Origin of the sequence: Terrimicrobium sacchariphilum (assembly GCF_001613545.1) — a bacterium.
Classification (GTDB): Bacteria; Verrucomicrobiota; Verrucomicrobiia; order Chthoniobacterales; family Terrimicrobiaceae; genus Terrimicrobium; species Terrimicrobium sacchariphilum.
Map to the genome: position 1 here is coordinate 2,720,290 of NZ_BDCO01000002.1, position 22,092 is coordinate 2,742,381.

At 58.8% G+C, this 22,092-nt stretch carries 23 protein-coding genes; 16 read left to right on the forward strand and 7 right to left on the reverse strand.

Annotated elements, in window-relative coordinates; all coding sequences use genetic code 11:
- Positions 1-58: 58 nt before the first annotated feature.
- From TSACC_RS12765 to TSACC_RS12795, 7 genes are all read left to right on the forward strand, one after another.
- Complete coding sequence (locus TSACC_RS12765; protein WP_075079647.1) at positions 59-739, forward strand: SIR2 family NAD-dependent protein deacylase; 681 nt, start codon at positions 59-61, stop codon at positions 737-739.
- Positions 740-1,052: 313 nt separating this feature from the next.
- The gene (locus tag TSACC_RS12770; RefSeq protein WP_075079648.1) at positions 1,053-3,623 is read left to right on the forward strand and encodes a prepilin-type N-terminal cleavage/methylation domain-containing protein; all 2,571 of its coding nucleotides are present in this window, start codon (positions 1,053-1,055) and stop codon (positions 3,621-3,623) included.
- 10 nt (positions 3,624-3,633) lie between these two features.
- Positions 3,634-3,897, forward strand: a complete 264-nt coding sequence (locus TSACC_RS12775) for a hypothetical protein (protein ID WP_075079649.1) — start codon at positions 3,634-3,636, stop codon at positions 3,895-3,897.
- Positions 3,897-4,928, forward strand: a complete 1,032-nt coding sequence (locus TSACC_RS12780; RefSeq protein WP_075079650.1) for an ABC transporter substrate-binding protein — start codon at positions 3,897-3,899, stop codon at positions 4,926-4,928. Before TSACC_RS12775 ends, TSACC_RS12780 begins: the two co-directional genes overlap by 1 nt.
- Positions 4,925-5,935 carry a FecCD family ABC transporter permease gene (locus TSACC_RS12785; protein WP_075079651.1) on the forward strand — a complete coding sequence of 337 codons (1,011 nt, stop codon included), beginning with the start codon at positions 4,925-4,927 and terminating at the stop codon, positions 5,933-5,935. Before TSACC_RS12780 ends, TSACC_RS12785 begins: the two co-directional genes overlap by 4 nt.
- On the forward strand, positions 5,932-6,732 hold the full coding sequence (locus tag TSACC_RS12790; RefSeq protein ID WP_075079652.1) for an ABC transporter ATP-binding protein: 801 nt from the start codon (positions 5,932-5,934) through the stop codon (positions 6,730-6,732). The genes TSACC_RS12785 and TSACC_RS12790 overlap by 4 nt, the downstream gene beginning before the upstream one ends.
- A 31-nt stretch (positions 6,733-6,763) precedes the next feature.
- Positions 6,764-7,396: a flavodoxin family protein gene (locus tag TSACC_RS12795; RefSeq protein WP_075079653.1), complete on the forward strand. Its 633-nt coding sequence runs from the start codon at positions 6,764-6,766 to the stop codon at positions 7,394-7,396.
- Between the two features lie 7 nt (positions 7,397-7,403).
- Here TSACC_RS12795 and TSACC_RS12800 read toward each other — a convergent pair whose 3' ends face one another.
- Entirely contained in the window at positions 7,404-8,750 is a 1,347-nt protein-coding gene (locus TSACC_RS12800; protein ID WP_075079654.1) for a glycoside hydrolase family 1 protein, read from the reverse strand.
- A 49-nt stretch (positions 8,751-8,799) separates the two neighbouring features.
- On the opposite strand from TSACC_RS12800, the gene TSACC_RS12805 reads away from it, so the two are divergent.
- The 8 genes from TSACC_RS12805 (at position 8,800) to TSACC_RS12840 (ending at position 14,840) form a co-directional block, all read left to right on the forward strand.
- A complete protein-coding gene (locus tag TSACC_RS12805; RefSeq protein WP_075079655.1) occupies positions 8,800-9,741 on the forward strand; it encodes a hypothetical protein in 942 nt (313 codons plus the stop codon).
- Positions 9,742-9,831: 90 nt separating this feature from the next.
- Positions 9,832-10,641 (forward strand): tryptophan synthase subunit alpha, encoded by an 810-nt coding sequence (gene trpA, locus TSACC_RS12810; RefSeq protein ID WP_202815963.1) that lies wholly within the window; start codon positions 9,832-9,834, stop codon positions 10,639-10,641.
- A 16-nt stretch (positions 10,642-10,657) separates the two neighbouring features.
- The gene (gene dapF, locus TSACC_RS12815) at positions 10,658-11,467 is read left to right on the forward strand and encodes a diaminopimelate epimerase (protein WP_075079657.1); all 810 of its coding nucleotides are present in this window, start codon (positions 10,658-10,660) and stop codon (positions 11,465-11,467) included.
- A gap of 14 nt (positions 11,468-11,481) precedes the next feature.
- Positions 11,482-12,360, forward strand: coding sequence for a 4-hydroxy-tetrahydrodipicolinate synthase (dapA, locus tag TSACC_RS12820; protein ID WP_075079658.1), 879 nt, complete (start codon positions 11,482-11,484; stop codon positions 12,358-12,360).
- 1 nt (position 12,361) lies between these two features.
- Positions 12,362-13,105 carry a 4-hydroxy-tetrahydrodipicolinate reductase gene (dapB, locus tag TSACC_RS12825; RefSeq protein ID WP_075079659.1) on the forward strand — a complete coding sequence of 248 codons (744 nt, stop codon included), beginning with the start codon at positions 12,362-12,364 and terminating at the stop codon, positions 13,103-13,105.
- A 7-nt stretch (positions 13,106-13,112) separates the two neighbouring features.
- Positions 13,113-13,613: a 2-amino-4-hydroxy-6-hydroxymethyldihydropteridine diphosphokinase gene (gene folK, locus TSACC_RS12830; protein WP_075079660.1), complete on the forward strand. Its 501-nt coding sequence runs from the start codon at positions 13,113-13,115 to the stop codon at positions 13,611-13,613.
- A gap of 24 nt (positions 13,614-13,637) precedes the next feature.
- Entirely contained in the window at positions 13,638-14,405 is a 768-nt protein-coding gene (panB, locus tag TSACC_RS12835; protein WP_075079661.1) for a 3-methyl-2-oxobutanoate hydroxymethyltransferase, read from the forward strand.
- 42 nt (positions 14,406-14,447) lie between these two features.
- Positions 14,448-14,840 carry a hypothetical protein gene (locus TSACC_RS12840; protein WP_075079662.1) on the forward strand — a complete coding sequence of 131 codons (393 nt, stop codon included), beginning with the start codon at positions 14,448-14,450 and terminating at the stop codon, positions 14,838-14,840.
- 9 nt (positions 14,841-14,849) lie between these two features.
- Here TSACC_RS12840 and TSACC_RS12845 read toward each other — a convergent pair whose 3' ends face one another.
- Positions 14,850-15,917, reverse strand: a complete 1,068-nt coding sequence (locus TSACC_RS12845; RefSeq protein WP_075079663.1) for an alkene reductase — start codon at positions 15,915-15,917, stop codon at positions 14,850-14,852.
- Between the two features lie 105 nt (positions 15,918-16,022).
- On the opposite strand from TSACC_RS12845, the gene TSACC_RS12850 reads away from it, so the two are divergent.
- On the forward strand, positions 16,023-16,346 hold the full coding sequence (locus tag TSACC_RS12850) for an ArsR/SmtB family transcription factor (RefSeq protein WP_075079664.1): 324 nt from the start codon (positions 16,023-16,025) through the stop codon (positions 16,344-16,346).
- 60 nt (positions 16,347-16,406) lie between these two features.
- Here TSACC_RS12850 and TSACC_RS12855 read toward each other — a convergent pair whose 3' ends face one another.
- The 5 genes from TSACC_RS12855 to TSACC_RS12875 all read right to left on the reverse strand — a co-directional run bounded on the left by TSACC_RS12855 (position 16,407) and on the right by TSACC_RS12875 (position 22,092).
- Positions 16,407-18,887, reverse strand: coding sequence for an ATP-dependent Clp protease ATP-binding subunit (locus TSACC_RS12855; protein ID WP_075079665.1), 2,481 nt, complete (start codon positions 18,885-18,887; stop codon positions 16,407-16,409).
- Positions 18,880-19,995: a protein arginine kinase gene (locus TSACC_RS12860; RefSeq protein WP_075079666.1), complete on the reverse strand. Its 1,116-nt coding sequence runs from the start codon at positions 19,993-19,995 to the stop codon at positions 18,880-18,882. Before TSACC_RS12860 ends, TSACC_RS12855 begins: the two co-directional genes overlap by 8 nt.
- Positions 19,992-20,483: a UvrB/UvrC motif-containing protein gene (locus tag TSACC_RS12865; protein WP_075079667.1), complete on the reverse strand. Its 492-nt coding sequence runs from the start codon at positions 20,481-20,483 to the stop codon at positions 19,992-19,994. The genes TSACC_RS12860 and TSACC_RS12865 overlap by 4 nt, the downstream gene beginning before the upstream one ends.
- A 2-nt stretch (positions 20,484-20,485) precedes the next feature.
- Positions 20,486-21,355, reverse strand: coding sequence for a branched-chain-amino-acid transaminase (gene ilvE / locus TSACC_RS12870; protein WP_075079668.1), 870 nt, complete (start codon positions 21,353-21,355; stop codon positions 20,486-20,488).
- Between the two features lie 89 nt (positions 21,356-21,444).
- Complete coding sequence (locus TSACC_RS12875; protein ID WP_153811413.1) at positions 21,445-22,092, reverse strand: phosphopantothenoylcysteine decarboxylase domain-containing protein; 648 nt, start codon at positions 22,090-22,092, stop codon at positions 21,445-21,447.

Consider the following 22,092-nt stretch of genomic DNA (forward strand, 5'->3'; position numbering starts at 1 on the left):
TCCGGTGAATCGAATTTGATTCGCTCCCAAGGCAAAAGGGTACACGATTCCCTTCGCTATGCATGTAGTCGTCATCAGCGGCGCGGGAATGAGCGCCGAAAGCGGATTGCGGACATTCCGCGACAACGATGGACTTTGGGAGGATTACCGGGTCGAGGACGTCGCCACCCCGGAAGCGTGGCTAAGGGACCGGGCATTGGTTCTCCGCTTTTATAACGAACGCCGCAAGGCCCTCATGGACGCAAAGCCCAATGCGGGGCACAAGATCATCGCGGGCTGGGAGCGGGCCGCCAAGGTCTCGATCATCACGCAAAACGTCGACAACCTGCATGAGGCGGCGGGTTCCTCGAATGTCCTCCATCTCCATGGAGAACTCACCAAGGCGCGATCTACCATCGATCCGAGCCTCGTCTACGAGATTGATGGCTGGGAGATCAAGGAAGGTGATCGGTGTGAAAAGGGTTCCCAGCTGCGTCCGCACATCGTCTGGTTTGGAGAAATGGTCGATGCTATTCCCGCCGCCGAGCAGATCGCCGCTGCGGCCGACGCCATCACCGTCGTCGGCACCTCGTTGCAGGTCTATCCTGCAGCCGGACTGGCCTGGTGCGCTCCTAAGATGGCGCGTCACATCCTCATCGACCCGAATCCGCCGATCGTCCCGAAGTTTGAGGTGATCAAGGCCGGAGCCTCGGAGGGATTGGCGAAGGCCAGCGAACTCCTCGGGCTGCCCCTTCCCTGATCAAGTAGCGCCCGGTTCTCTGGGCCTGTCAAAAATCCAACACCGCTGCAGGGTATTGGCCATGCCGACGAGGGCAGCTATCTAGATCATTTGGGATATTCTGCGCGATTGCGGTCATTTTTACATGACAATGTGAACTGTATTTTACATTTGGCATATATCGTGCTTCTCGTTAGCCGTTCCGGAAATCGGAACATCGCCTTGGGTGCAGGGGCATCTTCCCGTTCGGGGAGGTAGCGGCCCTGTCTTGGCTCGGAGCAGCATCGGTTCGTCCACACGGACGCTCCGCGCTGCACAACCAAACTGCTGACCCATGACCAAGGCCCGACCATTTACACTCTTGTGCTGTGCGCTGCTTTCAGCCGCAGCTCTCCCGACTCTCAACGCGGCGGATATTGTCAACACCGACATCCCGCTAACCATGGATACTGAGGGCCAGACGTATGTTTTCAACGACGGGTATGTCGTTATGTTCGGAGGAGACAATACCGAACTAATCGATTCGAAACCAAACGCAAATTATAACCCCGACCCGGCTTTGCGGGGAGATCCTGTCATCGGAAAAACCAATGGTGGAGTGACACTGAGGATCACGGATGGCTCCCAGGTGACGCTGGGATTTCTCAACAAATCAGGCGATGGCCTCGGGGGAAGCTCGGGATGGAGGCGCATGTATATCGGCAGTGCGCCATCGAGCGCCGAAAACAGCCTTTTGGTCTCGGGCCAGTCAACCGTGCTCAACGCAACGAATATCAGCATGCTTTCCGTCGGAGGGCATGGCTCCAATAACCTTTTTGCTGTGACGGACGGGGCCCTGGCCAGCATGGGCCGCATCGCTGCGTCCTATTTCGCAGGATCGACCAACAACGTCGTCCGTGTCTCAGGCACAGTGGTTTCCAAGTCTGATCCGAATAAAATCGTTCGCTCCACCATTCAGACAACATCGCCTACGTTGCTGGGATATTACGGGAGCGGCGCCCGCCTTGAGGTCACTGATGGCGGTCAATTCCTCGGCGGAAACCGTGTCTATATTGGATTTCGCGGTTCTCTCAATGATCCCAATAGCGCGGGAACTGGTGGTGGCCACTCGGCATTGGTTTCCGGCGAGGGTTCCCTGCTGAGCGCATATGGCGACGCAGGATTCGTGTCGGTGGGAAACGCCGGGGACAACAATTCCCTGCGGATCGAAAACGGCGGCAAGGTCAGTAGTGTGGGTGCTTATATCGGCACCGGAGGCGGTGTTAACGACGGTTTGCAGACCGGTGGTCAGAACACGGCAACGATCACTGGTGCTGGTTCGATCTGGGAGATAACCAACTATTACAACACGGAAACCGGGGAGGTGTCGGCTGGCGACTTTTTCGTGGGAAAGGCGGGATCAGGTAATAAATTGGAGATCCTGAACGGAGGAACCGTTTTCAACCCAAACAACATGCATATTGGAGGGAACGGGTCGTTGTCCGATGGAAAAACCGTCATAGCAACACACGACAATTCCGTATGGGTCTCCGGAGCGAACTCCATCCTGGAAAACCAGGGAGACGTGAATGTCGGAAGTCTCCTGCTTGGCACCGGTACGGAGTCGGTTCCAGGGGTGTACTCAACCAGCACCCTGAGCGTGATGGACAAGAGCCTCGTCATGGTTGGCTCCGTCGTGAGCGAGTCTGCCGTCCTTAATATCGCGCAAGGTAGTTCTGTGCAGATCAACGGTGGATTTCTTGCGCTCTATGGGGACCTGAGTCTCAGCGATTCCTATCTCTATTCCCTGATCAGCGAAGAAAAATTCTCGATCTTTACCGAGGAGGGAAACTGGATCACGGCGACCGCCGCCGACTTTACAATCACCTATATCGAGGAGGGCGAGGATAGCGGAAGCTCGACAGGGGGGCTTTACTCGAGCCTGGGCGGATACACGATCGTTGCCTCGACCTATGTCGTGCCGGAACCCGGAGTGGTTGCTCTGCTCACGCTGGGATTGGTTCTGATCGTAGTACGCCTCTGGAGGAAACCCAAGAAGGAAACCGTACTCTCCTGCTGCTGCTTAAAGCCTACGTCAAGACCCTCGTTACTCGACCGGGGATTCTCCATGGTCGAGGTCCTGATCTCGATGGGAATCGTCGTGGTCCTGACCTCGCTTGTACTGGGTGCAAGCGGACCGATGATGCAGAGAGTGGCATCCTTGCAATCGGTGAGCAATCTCCGCCAGTTTGGTCTCGCGTACGCCAGATTCGCGGCTGAGAACGACGGCAAAATCCCGCCGACCGTCTGCAATCTCAAGGACCCCTCCGATTTCGGAACCACGGCTTACGGGAAATCCTGGGATTATTGGCTACTCCCCTACCTCGGATATGAAGTCGGAGCCGGAATCGGAAACCTCACTGAGAGCAACACGCCGAAAGGTCCCGCAGTCGAGAAGCTTTTCCTCCACGGCGCAGACAAGAACACAAGCTCCAAGACCGGGTCGCGCCGAACCTATGCATCCAATGTCTACAATGCTCCGATCGCGCAAACGATCCAGGGAAAGCCGATGAGCTGGATGCGAACATCCTACCTGCAAACCTTGAGCCAGCGAATCCTGCTCACGGAGTTTCCCTACACCTCTGCGCGGATCGGCCGGTCGTCCTTTGCGGGAGTCACTCCTGGGCTGCAGATCTCCCTTACAGCAGGCAAACCGGACCTGAATGCCGGAGGAAAATTCAACTACCTGTTCGGTGATGGCCATGTCGAGACGCTGGCGCTTGAGGACACCTATACTGCGGAGGATGACTACAAGGCTGAACCGGGAGGTCCGAAGCCGCCCCAAGGTCGCGGTAAAATGAATCTCTGGGCCAATCCCAACGGAGCAGGCTGCCCATGTGGATGCGGTGGCACCGGAGGAGTCTAGATACCAACTTATGAAATCCAAAACCATTCGCATCATCGGTGCGGCCATATTCCTCGTCATCATCGTCGCCTTTTTCTCCAGCAGACTGGCTCTGCTTGCCTCCGAGCGAGAGAACAAGGCATCCCAATCCATGGAGGCGGAGTCTGCGGCTTTGATGGAAAACTGCTGCAAGAAAAAGAAGGCGGAGCAACCTCCCGCGCCAACTGCGGAATCCACCAGCGCCGCACCGGGACATAATTGCGGAAGCTGCTCCAAGCACAAGAGCGCCCAGTGATGCGGCACAGCATCGGCCTGCTTGCCGGCATCTGCCTGCTCTCGGAGGCATCGACCGTGCTCGCTCGCTCCGTGGTGGACGCAGCCGGACGGCAGGTTGATCTTCCCGCGCACATCGAGCGAGCGGCGGGTACAGCGCCGCCGCCCACCCTGCTGGTCTACATTGTCGCGCCGGAGCTTCTCGCCTCGGTCGACACGCCCGTGGAATCTTCGTTTTTTGCTTCGGGAACGAAGTTTCTCCTCCCCGAGTTCAAGAAGCTCCCCGCCGTGGGAGGCTGGCACGGTGCGGCGCGTGGAGCGAATATGGAGTCCCTGCTGGCGCTTGATCCCCAGGTCGTCATCGCGTGGCGAAACTCCTTCGTCATGGAGCCAGTCCTGCGTTCGTTTGAGAAAGTTCATGTGCCGGTCGTCTTCGTTGAGGAGGACCGGGTTGCGGACATCCCGGGAGCGATCCGGCTCGTGGGCAAGGTTCTCGATCGGGAGGCCCGTGGCGATGCCCTGGCCAAGGATGCCGAGCGACGGATCAGTCAAGTGCGCGAGAAAGTCGCCCTCATTCCGGAGGATAAGCGGCTCAGGGTTTATTACGCGGTTGGCCCCGATGGGCTCATGACGCAATTTGGCGATTCGTTTCATTACGACCCCATCCTCATGGCCGGGGGAAAGTCTGTCTTCCCGGGAGACCAGAAGACGATGGGCGGCCTTGAGCGCATCTCGCTGGAGGAAATCCTCATACGCAACCCGGAGGTTATCGTCACGCCGGACGCTGAGTTTTTCGCCTCGGTTGGGAAAGATTCCCGCTGGGCCGGGGTCAAGGCGGTGCGTGACAATCGAGTATATCTTGTGCCGCGTGATCCACTGAACTTCATCGATCGCCCACCGAGCTTCATGAGGATTCTGGGCATTCAGTGGCTGGCCGATGTCCTGTATCCGGATGGAGATGCCGATCTGGTTGGGGAAACGATCTCGTTTTATCGCGACTACCTGCACGTCGCCATTTCCGCCGAGGAGGCGCGCACGCTACTCGGGCGATGAGAGCGAGGACGGCATGGGTTTTGCCGGGGTTTGCCGCTCTGCTTGCCATCGTGGTAATCCTTGCCTTGGGAGCCGGTCGCTTCGGCATCGGCTGGCTGGAGCTGGGGCAGCTCGTCACGGGTCACGCGGCAGACACGGATGCGCCCCGGTGGGGGAATATCTTCTTTCAGCTTCGCCTGCCTCGTATCCTGGCGGCAGCGTTGGTTGGTTCGTCCCTGGCAGTCGCGGGAGCTTCGTACCAGGCGATGTTTGCCAATCCGCTTGTATCCCCCAACCTGTGCGGCGTGCTGGCTGGATCTTCATTCGGAGCCGCCCTCGGAATGGTAATCAGCACGAGCTGGATCGTTGTCCAGATCAGCACATTCGTCTGCGGCCTGGCAGCAGTTGGTGTCGCCCTCGGCATAGCCGCCTTCTTTCGCCGCTCATCGGATCCCATGCTGATCCTGGTGCTGGGCGGCGTCGTGGCAACGGCTCTTTTTTCAGCCCTGCTCGCGATCGTCAAATATCTCGCGGATCCCTACGACAAACTGCCATCCATCGTATACTGGCTGATGGGGTCTTTCGCCCTTAGCGAATGGTCCCTGCTCGCCCGCACCGTCCTGCCGATGCTTATGGCGCTTGGCGTCCTCATGGCGATCGCCGGGCGCCTGAATGTCCTGAGCCTTGGCGATGAACCGGCTCGCGCCCTCGGGCTGTCCGCTGGGACCTTGAGGCTGGTCGCGATCCTGATGGCCACCATTCTCAGTTCTCTCACGGTCGTCATCGGCGGCGAGATCGGGTGGATCGGACTCATCATACCTCACGCCGCCCGGTTGCTGACGGGTCCAGACAACCGCTTGCTGCTGCCTGCGAGCGCCCTGCTTGGCGCGGCCTTTCTTGTCGGCGTCGATACGGCGGCGCGCACGCTGTTTCGCTCCGAGATCCCTGTCGGCATCATCACTGCGCTCCTCGGCGTCGTGACCTTTATCGCGGTGCTAGGCCGTGTCCGGAAAGGCTGGGCATCATGAGCACGCCTCTGCTGGCCCGGCATCTGCGGTTTGATTTTCCCGGCCGTCCGCTTTTGCAAGACATCTCTCTGGACCTCCGTCCCGGCAGGGTCACCGCCCTGCTCGGCCCCAATGGCAGCGGGAAAAGTACATTGTTGCGGCTCCTTCTCGGGCTTCTGGAGCCCAAGGCTGGAGAGGTGTGCCTGAATGGGCGGAATATCAGGACGATGCGGCGGCCGGAAGTGGCGGCTCTCATCGCTTTTGTCCCGCAGCAGACCGCTTCCGCCTTTGCCTACACCGCTCTGGAAATCGTGCTGATGGCGCGGGAATCCCGTCGCTCATTTCTCGCAGGGCGACGTGCCGGAGATCGGCAGATCGCCATGGCGGCTCTCGCTCAGTTGGGAGCAACCGGCCTTGCCGACCGCACGTTTTCTCTCCTAAGCGGTGGCGAGCGCCAACTGGTCCTGCTCGCCCGCGCCCTCGCCCAGGAGTCGCCCATTCTCATCCTCGACGAACCGGCAACCGGTCTCGACTACGGAAACCAGATTCGAATGCTCGATCTGATCACGGAGCTGGCTCGTTCCCTCAACAAAGCCATCCTGCAAACCACGCATGCTCCTGAGCATGCGCTGGCTTCAGCCGATGACATCCTCCTGCTCAAGGAAGGCCGCATCCTTCAGCGGGGCTCCCCGCATGAAGTCCTGACCTCCGAAATGCTCGCCGCTCTGTACGACCTGCCGGTGGAGAAATTCGAACGCCATCAGCGGAATGCGAGCATCCTTTCCGAGCACGAGTGTTTCCCTGGACTCGGGAGTTGACAGAACCGGCGCACTCCCGCTTAAGCAGAGCATGCTGATTCTGGTGGGAAGTCCGAGGCGGAATGGTAACTCAGCAACGCTTGCCGAGGCGGTTGCGCAAGGGGCGCGCGAAGCGGGACAGACGCCGCGTATCGCGTTCATTGATGACTACATCACGTCATTCCTTCGCGATTGCCGCAAATGTCGGAAAGACGATGGCGAATGTTCCATTGAGGATCGCTTCCGCGAGCTGTTCTTTGAGGCGTTTCTTCCGGCTGAGGCGGTGGTCTTTTGCACGCCGATCTACTGGTATGGTGTCAGCGCACAGACCAAGGCGTTCTTTGATCGCACCTTTTGTTATTACGCTGCCTCGTACCCGAATTCCGGGGAGGTTGTGACCCGAATGCAGGGTAAACGCATCGGGCTGGTCCTCGCTTCCGAGGAGACCTATCCCGGCGCCAGCCTGGGGATCATTCATCAGATCCAGGAATACTCCCGGTATACCAACTCCGACTTTGTCGGCGTCGTGCGAGGCATCGGCAACAGTCGCGGAGAGGTGACATCCGATCCCTGCAAGCCCCTCGCCGAGGCAGAGGCGCTAGGGCGGGAAATCCTGGGCCGGAAATTCTCCGACTACCACATCGATACTCCCCGGGCGGGCCGGGTGTGGCCCGCCGGGAATTGAGTCGCAGCTAGTTCTTGGTCGACGGAGTGAGATTGCCCGCGCGTATCACATTCTGGAAGAACGCCGCTGAGGGTTCAAACACGCGGTCCTTGGTCTTCGGGTCCATCACGGTGAGGCCGAAGTTCGGCACATAGCCCTCGGTCCATTCGAAGTTATCCACCAGCGTCCAGGCGAAGTACCCGCGCATATCGTAGCCCTCCGCATCGGCGCGGCGGACCTGGTTGATGTGGTCGCGCAGGTACTTGATCTTCTTCTGCTCGTTCTTCGTACCGATGCCATTCTCCGAGATGAACATCGGCTTGTGGTAGCGGTCGCCGATCTGCTTGATCACCTGGTAAATGCCCTCCGGCTCGATCTCCCAGCCCATCTGGGTGTAGTTCGACGACTTCTCACCCTGGCCGTGATTGAGGAAGCTGCGGATGCTGGCGTCCTGCGTGTAGTAGTAGTTGATGCCGATGATATCGACGACCGACTGGATCATGTCGAGGTTGTCGAAATTCTGCCTGCGCATCGTGTTATACGTGCAGAGCGTCGGGTCCTGCCAGCGGTTGGGTCGCCAGTTGGGGAGCGAATGCACGCTCATGATGACGGCGTCGGGACGTTCCTTTTTGATGATGTGCGCGGCATCGATGAACATGTCGGCGCAAACGCGCATGGCGCGCTTGTACTTGAAGGGACTCAGGAGAATGCCCGGCGGCCAGTGTCCGGCGATCCATCCAAGCTGTAGCGCACCATTCGGCTCATTTTGCGGTACCCAGTAGCGGACGTAGGGTTTCAGCGCGCCGACCATCTTGGTGACGTAAACTTCCCATTCCTTCTGGACGTCAGGATGGAGGAAGTTGACCTCACGCTTGTCGTAGCGGTTGTAGAGCCAGTCGGGGAAAGTGAAGTGCCAGAGCGTGACGATCGGCTCGATGCCTGCCGCCTTCAACTTGCGAGCCATCTCGGCATATTGACGGATGGCGGCCTCGTTAAACTGGCCCTTCTTCGGCTCGACGCGAGCCCACTCAATACTGAAGCGGAAATGCGAAACGCCGATCTTCTTCAGGGCGGCTACGTCCTTGTCGAAGTTCGTCCACGAGAATGTGCCGGCATCGCCCTTCACCGCCGCCTTGCCTTCGTCGGCAAACACATCCCAGTCCGTACGGAAGTAGTTCGGGTCTCCTTCCTTCACCCCTCGATCTTCGTTCTGGAAGCTGCTCGTGGAGGTGCCCCACCAGAACTTGCCTGTATTGAGCGCCTTGTTGCGAGCCTCCTGGTCCGGGGCGGGTTTGTACTTCGCCGGTGGCGTGACGCAACCGGTCAGAGCGAGCGCACCGATGAGGGAGGCCGCAGTGAGGAAATGGTTTTTCATGAGCAAGATGCTGGAAGAGAGACCTCTCTTGTGATAACCGCGGTATGGTATGCAAGTTCATATCCGCCTGTCATTGCGAAATTCGCTCGCCGGGGCTGTTGCTCTCCTCCTTTTCACCGGATTGACCCCAGCCAGCGCCGCCCTTTATCCCGACAGCATTGAACTGACCTCAGGCAAGACCTTGCGTGGTCTCATCGTCAAGCAGACGAGCAGCGACGTGACGATCCAGATGCCCTACGGGGAGGACACGATCAAAAACGCGGATATCGTCCGCATCCGCAATGTGGATGACGACGAGATGTGGTTCGTTCGTGTGCTCAGTCCGGGCTCCTTGCCCCCGTGGCGAGTGATCGCGAACGATCTGCGCAATCAGGACGAGATCAAGAGTTTCAAGGAAATCCCCGCCACGGCCGTCGACAATGGGGCCTTTAAAAATGTCCCTTACAGCTCATTCCGCGCCAATGGTCACTTTGAACTGAATATCTATGGTGATCCAGATGATCCGGCCGGGGTGGAACTCGGTATCTACGGGCTCGCTCGCTCGGATAAAAAGGTTCACAAGGTCATTCGTCAGTTCCTCGGCAGCTATCTTTCCAGCGTACCTGAGATCAAGGCGCTGTATGCGCTCGACCTGAAAAAGGACAATGTCCAGAAGGTCGGCAATTTGACGATGGAGGTTTCCCAGCCGAACGCACCGGACTCCTACGGGGCTTGGTGGCTCTCGTTTTATAATGAAAAGAAGCTTAATGAAATCCGCCTGAGCGATGCAGAGTATGCCAAGCTCACCGTGCCGGTGGAGGAGGTGCTTGATCGCCGCGGGCGCGTCAAGGTGATGGAATGGGAGGCTTCCGATATCCGGAATTCTCCGCGTGCCGTCAAAGCCCGGGCTGAGGGTCGGGTGCTCTTTGACGGATTCTACCGGGATAAAAACGGCGTCTTTCGCCTTTCTGATGGTGGGAAGAATGGCACGCCGGTGACGCCTCAGAACTGACTGTCTCCCGCCGCACCAAGCCCATCATCGCGGCGGGAATCGTGATTTGCTTGCCACGCTTCCCCTCGCCATCCGATTCTCTCGGATTCTGTGACAACGCCCAATCGTATCTCCGAACGTTTCCGCGTCCTGGCCGAAGCCGGGCAGTCTGGATTCGTGGCCTATATCACCGCGGGTGATCCCTCGCTCGCGGCCACACTTTCCGTTGCTCGCGCCTTGGACGATGCTGGAGTGGACATCCTGGAACTGGGCATTCCATTCTCCGATCCTGTGGCCGACGGTCCGACGATTCAGGCTGCTTCGACACGAGCTCTCGCCAATGGCGCATCGGTCGCCAAGGTACTCAACGTCGTCCGCGAACTGCGCAAGACGTCGCAAATGCCCGTCGTGCTGTTCACTTATCTCAACCCAATCTACGTGTACGGGTTTGAAAACTTCCTGCGCGATGCGGTGGAAGCCGGTGCGGATGGGCTGTTGATACTCGATCTGCCACCGGAGGAGGCGGCGCAGAATGCGGAGTTTGTGGTCGCGAGTGGTCTCCAGCCGATCCGGCTCATCGCTCCCACCACCCCGCCCGCCCGCATGGCCAGGATCGTCGCAGGTGGCGGCGGATTTATCTATTATGTCTCCCGCGAAGGCGTGACCGGGGAGCAAAAGGACATCTCCGATACGATCGGCGAGCAGGTGGCGGAAATACGCCGCCACACGCCGCTGCCGATTGCCGTGGGTTTTGGCATTTCCTCACCCGAGCAGGCCGCGGCGGTAGCGAGGCAATCCGACGCGGTTGTCGTGGGCAGCGCCATCGTACGCCGCATCGCTGAGCATGGAAACGAGGAAGGCCTGGCTGACCGCATCAAGGATTTCGTCAGCCCCCTTGTGCAGGCGGCCCACACCCGCTAACTTCTCCGCGACAGATATGCAGTTGAAATTCACCAAGATGAACGGAGCGGGCAATGATTTCGTCATGCTCGACAACCGTGATCGCTCGCTGAGCCTCGATCCGTCGCGCATTGCGCATCTTTGCGACCGCCACCGCGGTATCGGTGCCGATGGCGTGCTCATGGTCGAGCCGTCCCTGCATGGGGCCGACTTCCTGATGCGGTATTACAATGCTGATGGAGGCGAGGCCGAGATGTGCGGAAATGGGGCCAGGTGTTTTGCCCGGTTTGCCACCAGCCTGCAGGCCAAGCCATCGGAGGAGGTTTCCTTTGAAACACTCGCCGGGCTCATCCGCGCCCAGATCACGGATGGTCTCGTCACCATCGCGATGAGCGACCCGCATTCCCATCGTCCGCCGGAAACGCTTGATGTGGCTGGCGAGGAGATGGAGGTTCATTTCCTCAATACCGGCGTGCCGCATGCCGTGGCCTTCGTGTCAGATCTGGAGGCCGTCGATGTCCGCAAGGCAGGCGCGGCTTTGCGGTATCACCAGGCCTTTGCTCCGAAGGGAACAAACGCAAACTTTGTCCAGACCATCGAACCCGGTCTCATCGCGATCCGCACCTATGAGCGGGGCGTGGAGGATGAGACTCTCGCCTGTGGCACGGGCGTTTGCGCTGCGGCTTTGCTCTATCATCTCAAGTCCCAGACCCCGAGTCCGATCTCGGTAAAGGTTCGCGGAGGCGACACCCTTCAGGTTGGTTTCGAAAAAGTCGCGGGCAACTTCCGCAAAGTGACCCTCACCGGCCCGGCGGATTTTGTTTTCGCCGGGACAATTACTCTCTAGGCTTTCTTTTTCCCATGTCGTTTGCAGGCACATATACAGCGTTGGTGACGCCGTTTCGCGACGGAGCGTTTGACCAGGCCGCCTTTGCGGCCTTGATCGAAGGCCAGATCCGTGGTGGCGTGGAGGGCATCGTTCCCGTGGGGACCACGGGCGAATCGCCCACTCTCGATCATGACGAGCATAATGCCGTCATCAAAGCCGCCGTCGAGATTGCCAAGGGCCGCTGCAAGGTTATCGCTGGCACGGGATCAAACAGCACCAAGGAAGCCATCGAGTTGACCGTGGAGGCCGAGCGCCTCGGTGCGGACGCGGCTCTCCTGGTCGCGCCCTATTACAACAAGCCCTCCCAACAGGGCCTTTATCTCCACTACAAGGCGATCGCCGAGGCAGTAAATATCCCGCTCGTACTGTACAGCATTCCGGGACGTTGTGGCATCGAGATCGCAGTTGAGACCGTCGTGCGTCTCGCAAAGGATTTCCCAAACATCGTCGCCATCAAGGAAGCCGGCGGTTCGGTCGAGCGCGTGAGCCAGCTCCGCCAGGCTCTGCCCGATTCCTTTGAGATTCTTTCCGGGGACGATTCCCTCACCCTGCCCTTCCTTTCGGCCGGGGCGGTCGGCGTGATCAGCGTGGCGTCGAATATCATTCCCAAGGAAGTCGGTGATCTCGTGCGGCATTGGCTCGCGGGACGACCGGGTGATGCGGCGGCAATCCATCGCCAGTACTACCCGATCTTTAAGGACCTCTTCATCGAACCAAATCCGGTGCCCACCAAGTACGCCCTGGCGGAGCTCGGCCAGATGACGCCGGAGGTCCGTCTCCCGCTTTGTGAAATGACCGAAGCCAGCAAGGTTCGGGTCAAGTCAACCCTCACAGCCGTAGGCATCCTCTAGCATGGGCGCTCTCAAGCTGATTATCAATGGTGCCAAGGGCCGCATGGGGCAGGCATTGATCCACTGCGCCGAGGCGGATCCAGACCTCATTGTCTCCGCCGCGCTGGATCATGGCGATGACCTCGCTGCTGCCTTGTCTGGATGCGATGCCGTCATCGACTTTACCCATGCTGAAGTCACGCTCGGCGTGGCCGAAGCCTGCGCCAAGGCTGGCAAGGCTCTTGTCATTGGCACGACCGGACATTCCGATGCCGTGCGGACTCGCATCACGGAGCTTTCAAAGGTTATCCCCATCGTTTTTGCCCCAAACTTCAGCGTGGGCGTGAATACGCTTTTCTGGCTCACCCGCAAGGCAGCCGAGATTCTCGGACCCGACTTCGACCTTGAGGTCGTGGAGATGCACCATCGCTTGAAGAAGGACTCGCCCAGCGGCACCGCTCGCCGATTGGTGGAAATCCTCGCCGAGGTGCGAGGCCTGAGTTACGACAGCGACGTCCGCCATGGCCGCGAGGGCATGGTCGGCGAACGAACGCCGACGGAAATCGGCCTCCACGCGGTACGCGGGGGTGACGTCGTGGGTGACCACACCGTCATTTATGCAAATGTCGGGGAGCGCGTTGAACTCACCCACAAAGCCTCCAGCCGCGATACATTCGCTAAAGGCGCTCTACGTGCAGCCAAGTGGGCACATGGTCGCGATCCGGGTCTTTACGACATGCAGGACGTGCTCGGTCTCACCGACTAACCGCCTTATGAGAGCAGGCATCGCCCTCGGGTCCAACATCGAGCCGCGCCTGCTTTACCTTCAGGCTGCTCGGCGGGAATTGCTCAATCTGCACGTAGGTTCCGATCCCGTGATCGGCTCCCGCGTTTATGAAACAGCCCCGGTGGATTGCTCCGCAGAAGCCGAGCCTTTTCTCAACGCGGCGCTGGAGATCTCCACCTCGCTGTCCCCGATGGAACTGCTGACCCGTCTACTGGAGATCGAAACCGACCTTGGACGACCGAATAACCATCCCCGCAACAGCCCGCGCACCATCGATCTCGATCTGCTCTATTGCGATGGAATGACCCTGGAAGATTCCCGCCTCATTCTCCCCCATCCGAGGATCTCAGAGCGGGCTTTTGTCCTTTTGCCCTTGGCCGACATCCGGCCTCGCATGCTTTTGCCCGGTCAGAATCGGTCCATTGCCCAACTACTGACTGATGTCGACAAGACGGAATGCCGTATTTACTCGGAATCTATTTACTAGGAGGGGCTTAAGTGCCTTTTTTATATTAATACCTTAAGACAGGATTTTACTGAAAAGAAGGCGGCGAATCACAAATTTGCCGCACTCACCGCCTACGATTATCCCATGGGCCGCTTGTTGGATGATATGGGCCTCGACCTGATCCTGGTCGGAGATTCTTTAGGTATGGTGGTCTTGGGCATGCCGGATACCACCGGCGTAACGATCGATCACATGGTGCACCATACCGCGGCGGTCGGACGTGGTGTGACCCAGACCCTTCTGGTAGGCGATCTCAGCGCTGACGCTGCTCCTGATCCAAAAACAGCACTGACCAATGCAAGACGACTGACGGACGCAGGAGCCAAGGCGGTCAAAATCGAGGGAGGCATTGAGGTTCTTCCCATCGTTCGAGCCCTCTTGGATGAACATATCCCCGTGCTGGGCCACCTGGGAATGCTTCCTCAACGTGTGAAGGAGGAAGGAGGCTACCGGATCAAGGGAAAGACCGATGATCAAGCTCGTCGATTGCTGGAAGATGCCGAGGCTCTCGCCCTGGCCGGAGTTTTCGGGATCGTTCTGGAACTCGTGACGCCGCCGGTGGCTGAACAACTGTCCAGGGCTATTCCGGTGCCGACCATCGGTATCGGGAGCGGCGAAGGTTGCGACGGACAAATCCTCGTCACATACGACCTGCTCGGCATGTTTCCGTGGTTCACTCCGAAATTTGTTAAACCCAAGATCAACGTAGCCTCCCAGATTCAGACCGCGGTAAAAGAGTTCATCGACGAGTCCCGAAAGCCAAAACCCTGAGTTGCTTCCCTTTCGACATCACGTAAAGCTGGTTTCCCGCGCATGAAAAAATCCCTTACCCTGCTGTTCCTTTTCATTCCCCTCCTCCTCAAGGCGGAGCTTCCACCCTCGGCCTACGAATCAATGCAGGCAAAGGCTCCTGAACTCGTCCAGATCGAGGTGCTGCGTGTAGACGTGGAACCCGGCGAGAAGGACAACGAGCAAAAGGTGCTCGTTGTCGCGATGGTCAATGAAGTCAAGCGTACAGCCAGCGGCCTCAAGCCAAATGACATCGTCAACATTTCCTACACTATAGCCGATCATCCCAAGGGATGGGTCGGCCCGGGTCAGGTTCCTGTTCTTGCGGAAAAGGATAAATGTCCGGCTTTTCTGATCAAATCCGAAACCGGCGACTATGCGCCAGCCGCCGGTCGGATGTCGTTCAGTACCTTCTAGAGATTCCTCTTAATTCAAGGTCGGATAGTCGATATAGCCGCCTGCGCCTCCGCCGTAGAATGTCTCCGAATGGAAGGGGTTCAACGAAGCCCCTTCGGCGAAACGCCGAACAAGGTCAGGATTGGAAATGAAATCCTTGCCGAAGGCGACTGCGTCCGCTTCCCCGGCAGCGAGGACTTGCTCGGCAGTATCCAGCGTGAACTTCTCGTTCGCGATGTAAGCTCCGCCAAAATCCGCCTTGAGCGCTGGTCCGATGCGATTTTCGCCTAGTGATTCGCGGGCACAGAGAAACGCGATCTTGCGACGTCCCGTCTCGCGGGCCACATAGCCGAAGGTTTCCCTGGGATTGGAGTCGCCAATGCCATGGGAGTCCCCACGCGGAGCCAGATGCAGGCCGACCCGTCCGGGTCCCCATACGCCGACTGCCGCGTCGACTACCTCCAGCATCAGGCGAGCGCGGTTTTGGATCGATCCGCCGTATTCATCGGTACGGATGTTGGTCTTGTCCTGGAGAAACTGATCGAGCAGATAGCCATTGGCTCCATGGATCTCGACGCCGTCGAATCCGGCTCGTTGGGCATTTTCCGCTCCCTTTCGATAGGCTTCGATGATACCGGGAATCTCGTTGAGTTCCAATGCACGCGGCGTGACGAAGGGAGTGAGCGGACGAATGAGATTCACGTGGCCCTCCGCCGCAATGGCGCTGGGAGCTACTGGGAGATCGCCATCGAGATAGCGGGGATCGGAAATTCGGCCCACGTGCCACAACTGGCAGAGAATAATACCGCCCGCCTCGTGGACGGCCTTGGTGATGAGCTTCCAGCCCTCGACCTGCTCATCCGACCAGATACCCGGTGTGTCGGGATAGCCCACCCCTTTGGGAGTTACCGAGGTGGCTTCCGTCAGGATAAGCCCCGCCGTAGCTCGCTGCCGGTAGTACTCCGCCATCATTGTATTTGGGATTCGCCCTTCACTCGCGCGGCACCGGGTCAAGGGTGCCATGATAATGCGATTTGAGAGGTGAAACTCACCGATCTGGACGGGTTCAAGAAGGCGAAGATTCGAAGCTGTGCTCATATGTAGTTCGATAACGGTCGAACTATCGTTGTACAAAACGCGGAAGTCAAATTACATTCCCGCCATTGAGAAGCAGCGGCCCTGCTCGTATGATCAATCAGGCCCATGAAGCAATACGAACATCCGGAACTCGACAGCGTGGACATCGCCAATGTCCTGCAGGCCCTGGCCGATCCCTGCCGTCTCCAGATCGTTCGACATCTGCTGGAAAGTCCCGAGCAGGAGTTTGCCTGCAACGAGTTCCCCATCGAAGGAGCCAAGGCCACCCGGTCGCATCACTTCCAGATCCTGCGAGGGGCGGGAATCATCCGTACACGGGTGGACGGGACAAAATGCATGACGTCATTACGCCGGGAGGAACTCGACCAGCGGTTCCCGGGATTGGTAGCGTTTCTGACCCAATCGGCCGCGTCGCCTGCAAGCGTCTGATCTGGGCAAAGAAAAAGCCCGTCATCTCTGACGGGCTTTTCGTTGATTGTTTGCGCCTCGTTAGCTGGCCGTAGCCGAGCTCGGCTCGGGCAAGGTGCCCGACTTCGGTGTGAAGACGAGCTTCTCGCCCTCCCTGCGAACATTCAGCGTCTCGCCAGGCTTCACGTTGCCGCGGAGGAGTTCCTCTGCCATCGGATCCTCGAGGTAACGCTCCACCGCACGACGCATCGGACGCGCGCCATACATGGGATCGTAACCCTTCTCGATAAGGAGATCCTTGGCGGATTCCTCGAGCTCGAGGTGGATGTCCTTGGACTTGATGCGGGCGACCACCTTGCTGACCTCCAGGTTCACGATCGTAATGAGATCGGCCTTGCTCAGGGTGTGGAAGACAATGATGTCGTCCAGGCGGTTGAGAAACTCGGGTTTGAAGACACGCTTCGTCTCCTCGAGGATCTTGCCCTGCATGGTGTCGTAGTTGTCATCCAGCTTCGGAGCGCCAAAGCCCATCGAGGTCTGCTTCTTGATCAACTCGGCGCCGACATTCGACGTCATGATGATGATCGTGTTGCGGAAGTCGATCTTGCGGCCCAACGAGTCGGTGATTTTGCCTTCCTCCAGGATCTGGAGCAGGAGATGCATCACGTCAGGGTGAGCCTTCTCGATCTCGTCGAAGAGCACCACGGAGTACGGACGACGGCGAACCGCCTCGGAGAGCTGACCGCCCTCTTCGTAACCGACATAGCCCGGAGGCGAGCCGATGAGGCGGGAAGCGGTGAACTTCTCCATGTACTCGGACATGTCGATCTGGATCAGTGCGTCCGCATCGCCAAACATGAATTCGGCAAGCGTACGGGCGAGAAAGGTCTTACCGACACCCGTGGGGCCAAGGAAGATGAACGAGCCGATCGGACGGCGCGGGTCCTTCAGGTCGGCGCGCGAACGACGCAGGGCCTTGCTGATCGCGACGACTGCCTCGTCCTGACCGATCACCTTGCCCTTGAGATCATTCTCCATGGTGAGGAGCTTTTGAGTCTCCTGCTGCTCCATGCGGGAAAGCGGGACGCCCGTCCACTTGGACAAAACATGCATGATGTCGTCCTCGGTGACGTGGACCTCCTTCTCCTCCTTATTCGCCCTCCACTCGGCCAGGATGCCGTCGAGACGATCCTTGGCTTGCTTCTCGGTGTCGCGGAGCGACGCGGCTTTTTCGAAATCCTGGGCCTTGATGGCGGCTTCCTTCTCGACACGGATCGACTCGATCTCAGCCTCGATGTCCTTGACGTTCGGCGGCCGGGTCATGGCCGAGATGCGAGCGCGAGCGCCGGCCTCGTCCATCACATCGATGGCCTTGTCCGGCAGGAAGCGCCCAGTCAGATAGCGATCGGACAGCTTTGCGGCTGTCTCCAAGGCCTCATCGGAGATTTTCGCCTTGTGATGCGCCTCGTACTTGGGACGGATGCCCTTGAGGATGAGAATGGTTTCGTCGACCGACGGCGCCTCGACCTTCACGGTCTGGAAGCGGCGCTCGAGTGCAGCGTCCTTCTCGATGTACTTGCGATATTCGTTCAGCGTGGTGGCGCCGATGCACTGGAGCTCGCCACGGGAAAGAGCGGGCTTGATGATGTTGGAGGCGTCCATCGCTCCCTCGGCGGAGCCTGCACCCACGATGGTGTGCAACTCGTCGATGAAAAGAATGACGTTCTTGGTGCGACGAATCTCGTCCATCACCGCCTTGATGCGCTCCTCAAACTGGCCGCGGTACTTCGTACCAGCCACCATGAGGGCGAGATCGAGGGTGATAACCTTCTTTTCGCGCAGGATCTCCGGCACGTTGCCGTTGATGATCTCTTCCGCGAGTCCCTCGGCGATGGCCGTCTTGCCCACGCCCGCCTCACCGATGAGCACAGGGTTGTTCTTGGTGCGGCGGCAGAGGATCTGGATGACACGCTCGATTTCGTCGGCACGGCCGATCACGGGATCGAGCTCGCCCTTCTTGGCGAGTTCGGTCAGATCGCGGCCGAAGGCACGAAGGGCCGGAGTCTTGCCGTCCTTTTTGGCACCGGCTTCCTGCGGCACGCCGCCTTCTTCTTCCTGCGGAGCAAAATTGGGATCGAGTTCCTTGAGGATCTCGTTGCGGGTGCGCTCGATGTCGACTTCGAGGCTCTTGAGCACGCGGGCTGCCACGCCCTCACCTTCGCGGAGCAGGCCGAGCAGGATGTGCTCGGTGCCCACATAGGAGTGCTGGAGCGCCTTGGCTTCCTTGCCAGCGAGGGCGAGCACCTTCTTGACGCGCGGTGTGTATGGGATGTTCCCGACCATCTTGGTCTCGGGACCGGACCCCACCTGTTTCTCGACCTCCATACGGACGGTCTCGAGATCGAGGCCCATCTTCTGGAGGACATTGACCGCCACTCCCTGGCCGAGCTTGATCAGTCCGAGCAGGAGATGCTCTGTACCCACATAATTGTGGTTGAACCGATCGGCTTCCTTGCGGGCGAGCGCCAATACCTGTTGCGCACGAGGAGTGAAGTTATTCATCATTTTCGGTCGTCCCCAAGGGTTGGGTGGCGATTTTCGCGATATCCGGCTTGGGCACGACTTGTAGTTTGGCTCGAATCAGTGAAGCGCGCAAGGTGTCCCTTTCATCTGCGGACATTTTTTGCACATGTGCTCCTTTTTGAAGATGAGCAGGTTGCGTCTCGATGAATAGCTCATCCACCACGATTCGATTTTCGTCGGGGAAAAGGTTAAGGTCTGTTCCCAACTTGATCACTGAAAGCAGGTTAAGCGCCTCCTTCGAGCTGATGGAGTGCGCGTACGACAAAACCCCGTAGGCGCGACCGATCTGATCGAGGAGCGTGACGGGCTTCTTTTGCAGGAGCAGCTGGCGGGCGTTGCACTCATGCTCGATGATTTTTACGATTACATCATTGAGGCGCGAAATGATTTCCTCCTCCGCCTCGCCCAAGGTTGTCTGGTTGGAGACCTGGAATAGGTTGCCCATGGCTTCCGTCCCCTCGCCGTGCAGGCCGCGGACGGCGAGTCCGATCTTGTTTACGGAGTTGATGATCTTGTTCATCTGGTCGCTCATGACCAGACCGGGCAGGTGCAGCATGGCGGATGCGCGCATGCCGGTGCCGACATTCGACGGACAGGCCGTGAGGTAGCCGAGTTGCGGGTGGAAGGCAAAGTCGAGCATGGGCTCGAGTTCGCTATCCGCCTGGTTGATCATGGCGAAAACCTTGTCGAGTTGCAGGCCGCAGCAAATCGCCTGCATGCGCAAGTGATCCTCTTCATTGATCATGAAGCTGAGGGACTGGTTCACATTCATCACCACGCCGCTGCCCACGCCCTTGGCAGCGTGCTCGCGGCTGATGAGATGGCGCTCGACCAGCACCTGTTTCTCAAGAGGAGAAAGGGCCTCGAGATTCTCGGTGTAGGCATCCTCCATCTCAGGAAGCTGCTCGACCGCACTCTTGACGATTTTGAGCACCTCGATGCGCTCCGCCTTCTTGGCCCAGCCGGGAAACGGCTTGCTGCGAAGGTTGCGCGCGAGACGGACGCGGCTGCTGACGACGATGTTACGGTGCGGTCCGTCGCCTTTCAGCCACTCCCCGGAATTTTCGATGATTTCAGTAAGCTTCATGCTTCCAATCCTGCCTCAATGCGACGGATCTGATCGCGAAGGTCCGCCGCTTTTTCATATTGCTCGGCCGCGACGGCTTCCTGGAGGCTTGATTGCAAGGTCTTGATCTTCTGGTCGATTTGCCGCGACCGCAGATAAGCCACCGGAGCTTTCCCGACATGCTCGGGCCCCTTGTGCATGTTGCGAATCATGCCCTCGAGACCCTCGGCAAAAACTTCATAGCATGTGCTGCATCCGAGACGGCCAGTCTTCTTGAAGTCGGCCTGCGTAAAGCCGCACACGGGGCACCGCTGCGAGGCCGGGTTTTTCTCGATCTCCTGGGCGGCGCCCATGCCCGAGAGGAGATCCGCCAGAGCGAATCCGGTCGGATCATCGACGCCTTTGTTCTTCGAGCATGCCTCGCAAAGGTTCACCTTCTGCATCTTCCCCCCCACGATCTGGGTGAGGAAAACGGTGGCTTCCTTCTGCTGGCAAACGTCGCACTGCATGCTTAATAAATCGCCGTACCAGAGTTGGCTGTCAACTCATGGAACTTCTCAATAAATTGGAGGGTCAGCGGACCGGGTTTTCCGGTGCCAATCACTCGGGTATCGAGCTTCGTCACCGGGATGACTTCGGCTGCTGTGCCGGTAAGGAAACACTCGTCCGCCGTATAAATGTCGTAGCGAGTCATGTTGGGCTCGCTGATCGTCACGCCGAGTTGGGCGGCGATATGGAACATCGCCTCGCGGGTGACTCCCGCCAGCGCTCCTGCGGAGATCGGAGGTGTGTAGACCTGACCGTTCTTGATCGTGAAAATGTTATCGCCGGTACACTCGGCCACATAACCCTGCTCGTTCAGCATGAGTCCCTCGCCCGCGCCAGCCTGCTGAGCTTCGATCTTGGCGAGTACGTTGTTGAGGTAATTGAGCGATTTCACCATCGGGCTGAGCGCACCATGCGGGATGCGGCGGGTGGCGCAGGTCACCACGGTGAGGCCGTTCTTGTACATCTCCTCGGGGTACAGAGTGATCTTGGCGGCAATGATGAACACGCTGGCCTTGGGACAAAGAAGCGGGTTCAGGCCGAGGTCACCGACGCCGCGCGTAACGACGAGACGCACGTAGCCGTCCTTGAGTTCATTGATCCGAATCGTCTCAAGGAGAGCCTCGGTCATCTCTGCCGGGGTCATCGGGATCGTCAGGCAAATGGCCTTGGCCGAATCATAGAGGCGGTCGATATGCTCCTCGAGGCGGAAGACGCGGCCATTGTAGAAGCGAATGCCCTCGAAGACACCGTCCCCATAAAGCAGACCGTGATCGAACACGGAAATCTTCGCGTCTTGCTTATCGTAGAACTGGCCGTCCAAAAAAATCTTCATGTGCGATGCTTGCTTCAAGGGTGGTTAAGGCAAGCCTGAGAGAATACGCCACGGTTCTCCCATCCCACAAGCCCGGAGGGAACAAAAGATCACGCCTTGAGAACAATTTTGCGCCAACTCCAGTCGGCCAGATGCGCGCTGAGTGAGAGCTTGTCGGCGAAATGCGTTACCTCCCCGCCCTCCAGCAGGCCAAATCCCTCGCCATACGCCCGACCATTGACGACGCTGGCCGCGGTGCCGACCGTTGCGATCTGGCGTCTGCCGCGTTCCAGCGCATCGTCGCGGCTTCCATCGAGTTCGTACTTCCAGCCTACGATGAGGGCATGAGGAAATTTCTCGGGCAGGAGCGGCAGGAGCTTGGTGGCAGGAGTGAGGCGAATGACGAGCTCCTTGAGATCACTCCGGATCTTGTTGGTAACCTTGCCTCCCTCCACTGAAGCCACTCGATAGTCGCCGAGTGCTGCAGCATGAAAAATGGCTGAAGGAGTCTTCGGCAATGCGTCAAATAACACTTCCAGCGAGTCATTTGTCGTGAAGGGATACACCCGGGCCGAGGCCGGAGCCGGGTACGAAGCCATCTCGCCACGGAAGCACACGACCTGAAACCCTCTCGCCGCCAGTGCATCGCTCAAAAACACACCGATCTCTCCCGTCGAGTGGTTGGTAATGCGGCGGACAGAGTCGATTGGCTCATAGGCTGGGCCACAGGTGACAACCGCGGTCGGAGAGTCAGGCAT

What these genes read in the sequence shown, in the direction of transcription:
- TSACC_RS12765 (WP_075079647.1), top strand. Translation starts at nt 59, where the DNA reads ATGCATGTAGTCGTCATCAGCGGCGCGGGAATGAGCGCCGAAAGCGGA.
- TSACC_RS12770 (WP_075079648.1), top strand. Translation starts at nt 1,053, where the DNA reads ATGACCAAGGCCCGACCATTTACACTCTTGTGCTGTGCGCTGCTTTCA.
- TSACC_RS12775 (WP_075079649.1), top strand. Translation starts at nt 3,634, where the DNA reads ATGAAATCCAAAACCATTCGCATCATCGGTGCGGCCATATTCCTCGTC.
- TSACC_RS12780 (WP_075079650.1), top strand. Translation starts at nt 3,897, where the DNA reads ATGCGGCACAGCATCGGCCTGCTTGCCGGCATCTGCCTGCTCTCGGAG.
- TSACC_RS12785 (WP_075079651.1), top strand. Translation starts at nt 4,925, where the DNA reads ATGAGAGCGAGGACGGCATGGGTTTTGCCGGGGTTTGCCGCTCTGCTT.
- TSACC_RS12790 (WP_075079652.1), top strand. Translation starts at nt 5,932, where the DNA reads ATGAGCACGCCTCTGCTGGCCCGGCATCTGCGGTTTGATTTTCCCGGC.
- TSACC_RS12795 (WP_075079653.1), top strand. Translation starts at nt 6,764, where the DNA reads ATGCTGATTCTGGTGGGAAGTCCGAGGCGGAATGGTAACTCAGCAACG.
- TSACC_RS12800 (WP_075079654.1), bottom strand. Translation starts at nt 8,750, where the DNA reads ATGAAAAACCATTTCCTCACTGCGGCCTCCCTCATCGGTGCGCTCGCT.
- TSACC_RS12805 (WP_075079655.1), top strand. Translation starts at nt 8,800, where the DNA reads ATGCAAGTTCATATCCGCCTGTCATTGCGAAATTCGCTCGCCGGGGCT.
- dapF (WP_075079657.1), top strand. Translation starts at nt 10,658, where the DNA reads ATGCAGTTGAAATTCACCAAGATGAACGGAGCGGGCAATGATTTCGTC.
- dapA (WP_075079658.1), top strand. Translation starts at nt 11,482, where the DNA reads ATGTCGTTTGCAGGCACATATACAGCGTTGGTGACGCCGTTTCGCGAC.
- dapB (WP_075079659.1), top strand. Translation starts at nt 12,362, where the DNA reads ATGGGCGCTCTCAAGCTGATTATCAATGGTGCCAAGGGCCGCATGGGG.
- folK (WP_075079660.1), top strand. Translation starts at nt 13,113, where the DNA reads ATGAGAGCAGGCATCGCCCTCGGGTCCAACATCGAGCCGCGCCTGCTT.
- TSACC_RS12840 (WP_075079662.1), top strand. Translation starts at nt 14,448, where the DNA reads ATGAAAAAATCCCTTACCCTGCTGTTCCTTTTCATTCCCCTCCTCCTC.
- TSACC_RS12845 (WP_075079663.1), bottom strand. Translation starts at nt 15,917, where the DNA reads ATGAGCACAGCTTCGAATCTTCGCCTTCTTGAACCCGTCCAGATCGGT.
- TSACC_RS12850 (WP_075079664.1), top strand. Translation starts at nt 16,023, where the DNA reads ATGAAGCAATACGAACATCCGGAACTCGACAGCGTGGACATCGCCAAT.
- TSACC_RS12855 (WP_075079665.1), bottom strand. Translation starts at nt 18,887, where the DNA reads ATGAATAACTTCACTCCTCGTGCGCAACAGGTATTGGCGCTCGCCCGC.
- TSACC_RS12860 (WP_075079666.1), bottom strand. Translation starts at nt 19,995, where the DNA reads ATGAAGCTTACTGAAATCATCGAAAATTCCGGGGAGTGGCTGAAAGGC.
- TSACC_RS12865 (WP_075079667.1), bottom strand. Translation starts at nt 20,483, where the DNA reads ATGCAGTGCGACGTTTGCCAGCAGAAGGAAGCCACCGTTTTCCTCACC.
- ilvE (WP_075079668.1), bottom strand. Translation starts at nt 21,355, where the DNA reads ATGAAGATTTTTTTGGACGGCCAGTTCTACGATAAGCAAGACGCGAAG.
- TSACC_RS12875 (WP_153811413.1), bottom strand. Translation starts at nt 22,092, where the DNA reads ATGCCTGACTCTCCGACCGCGGTTGTCACCTGTGGCCCAGCCTATGAG.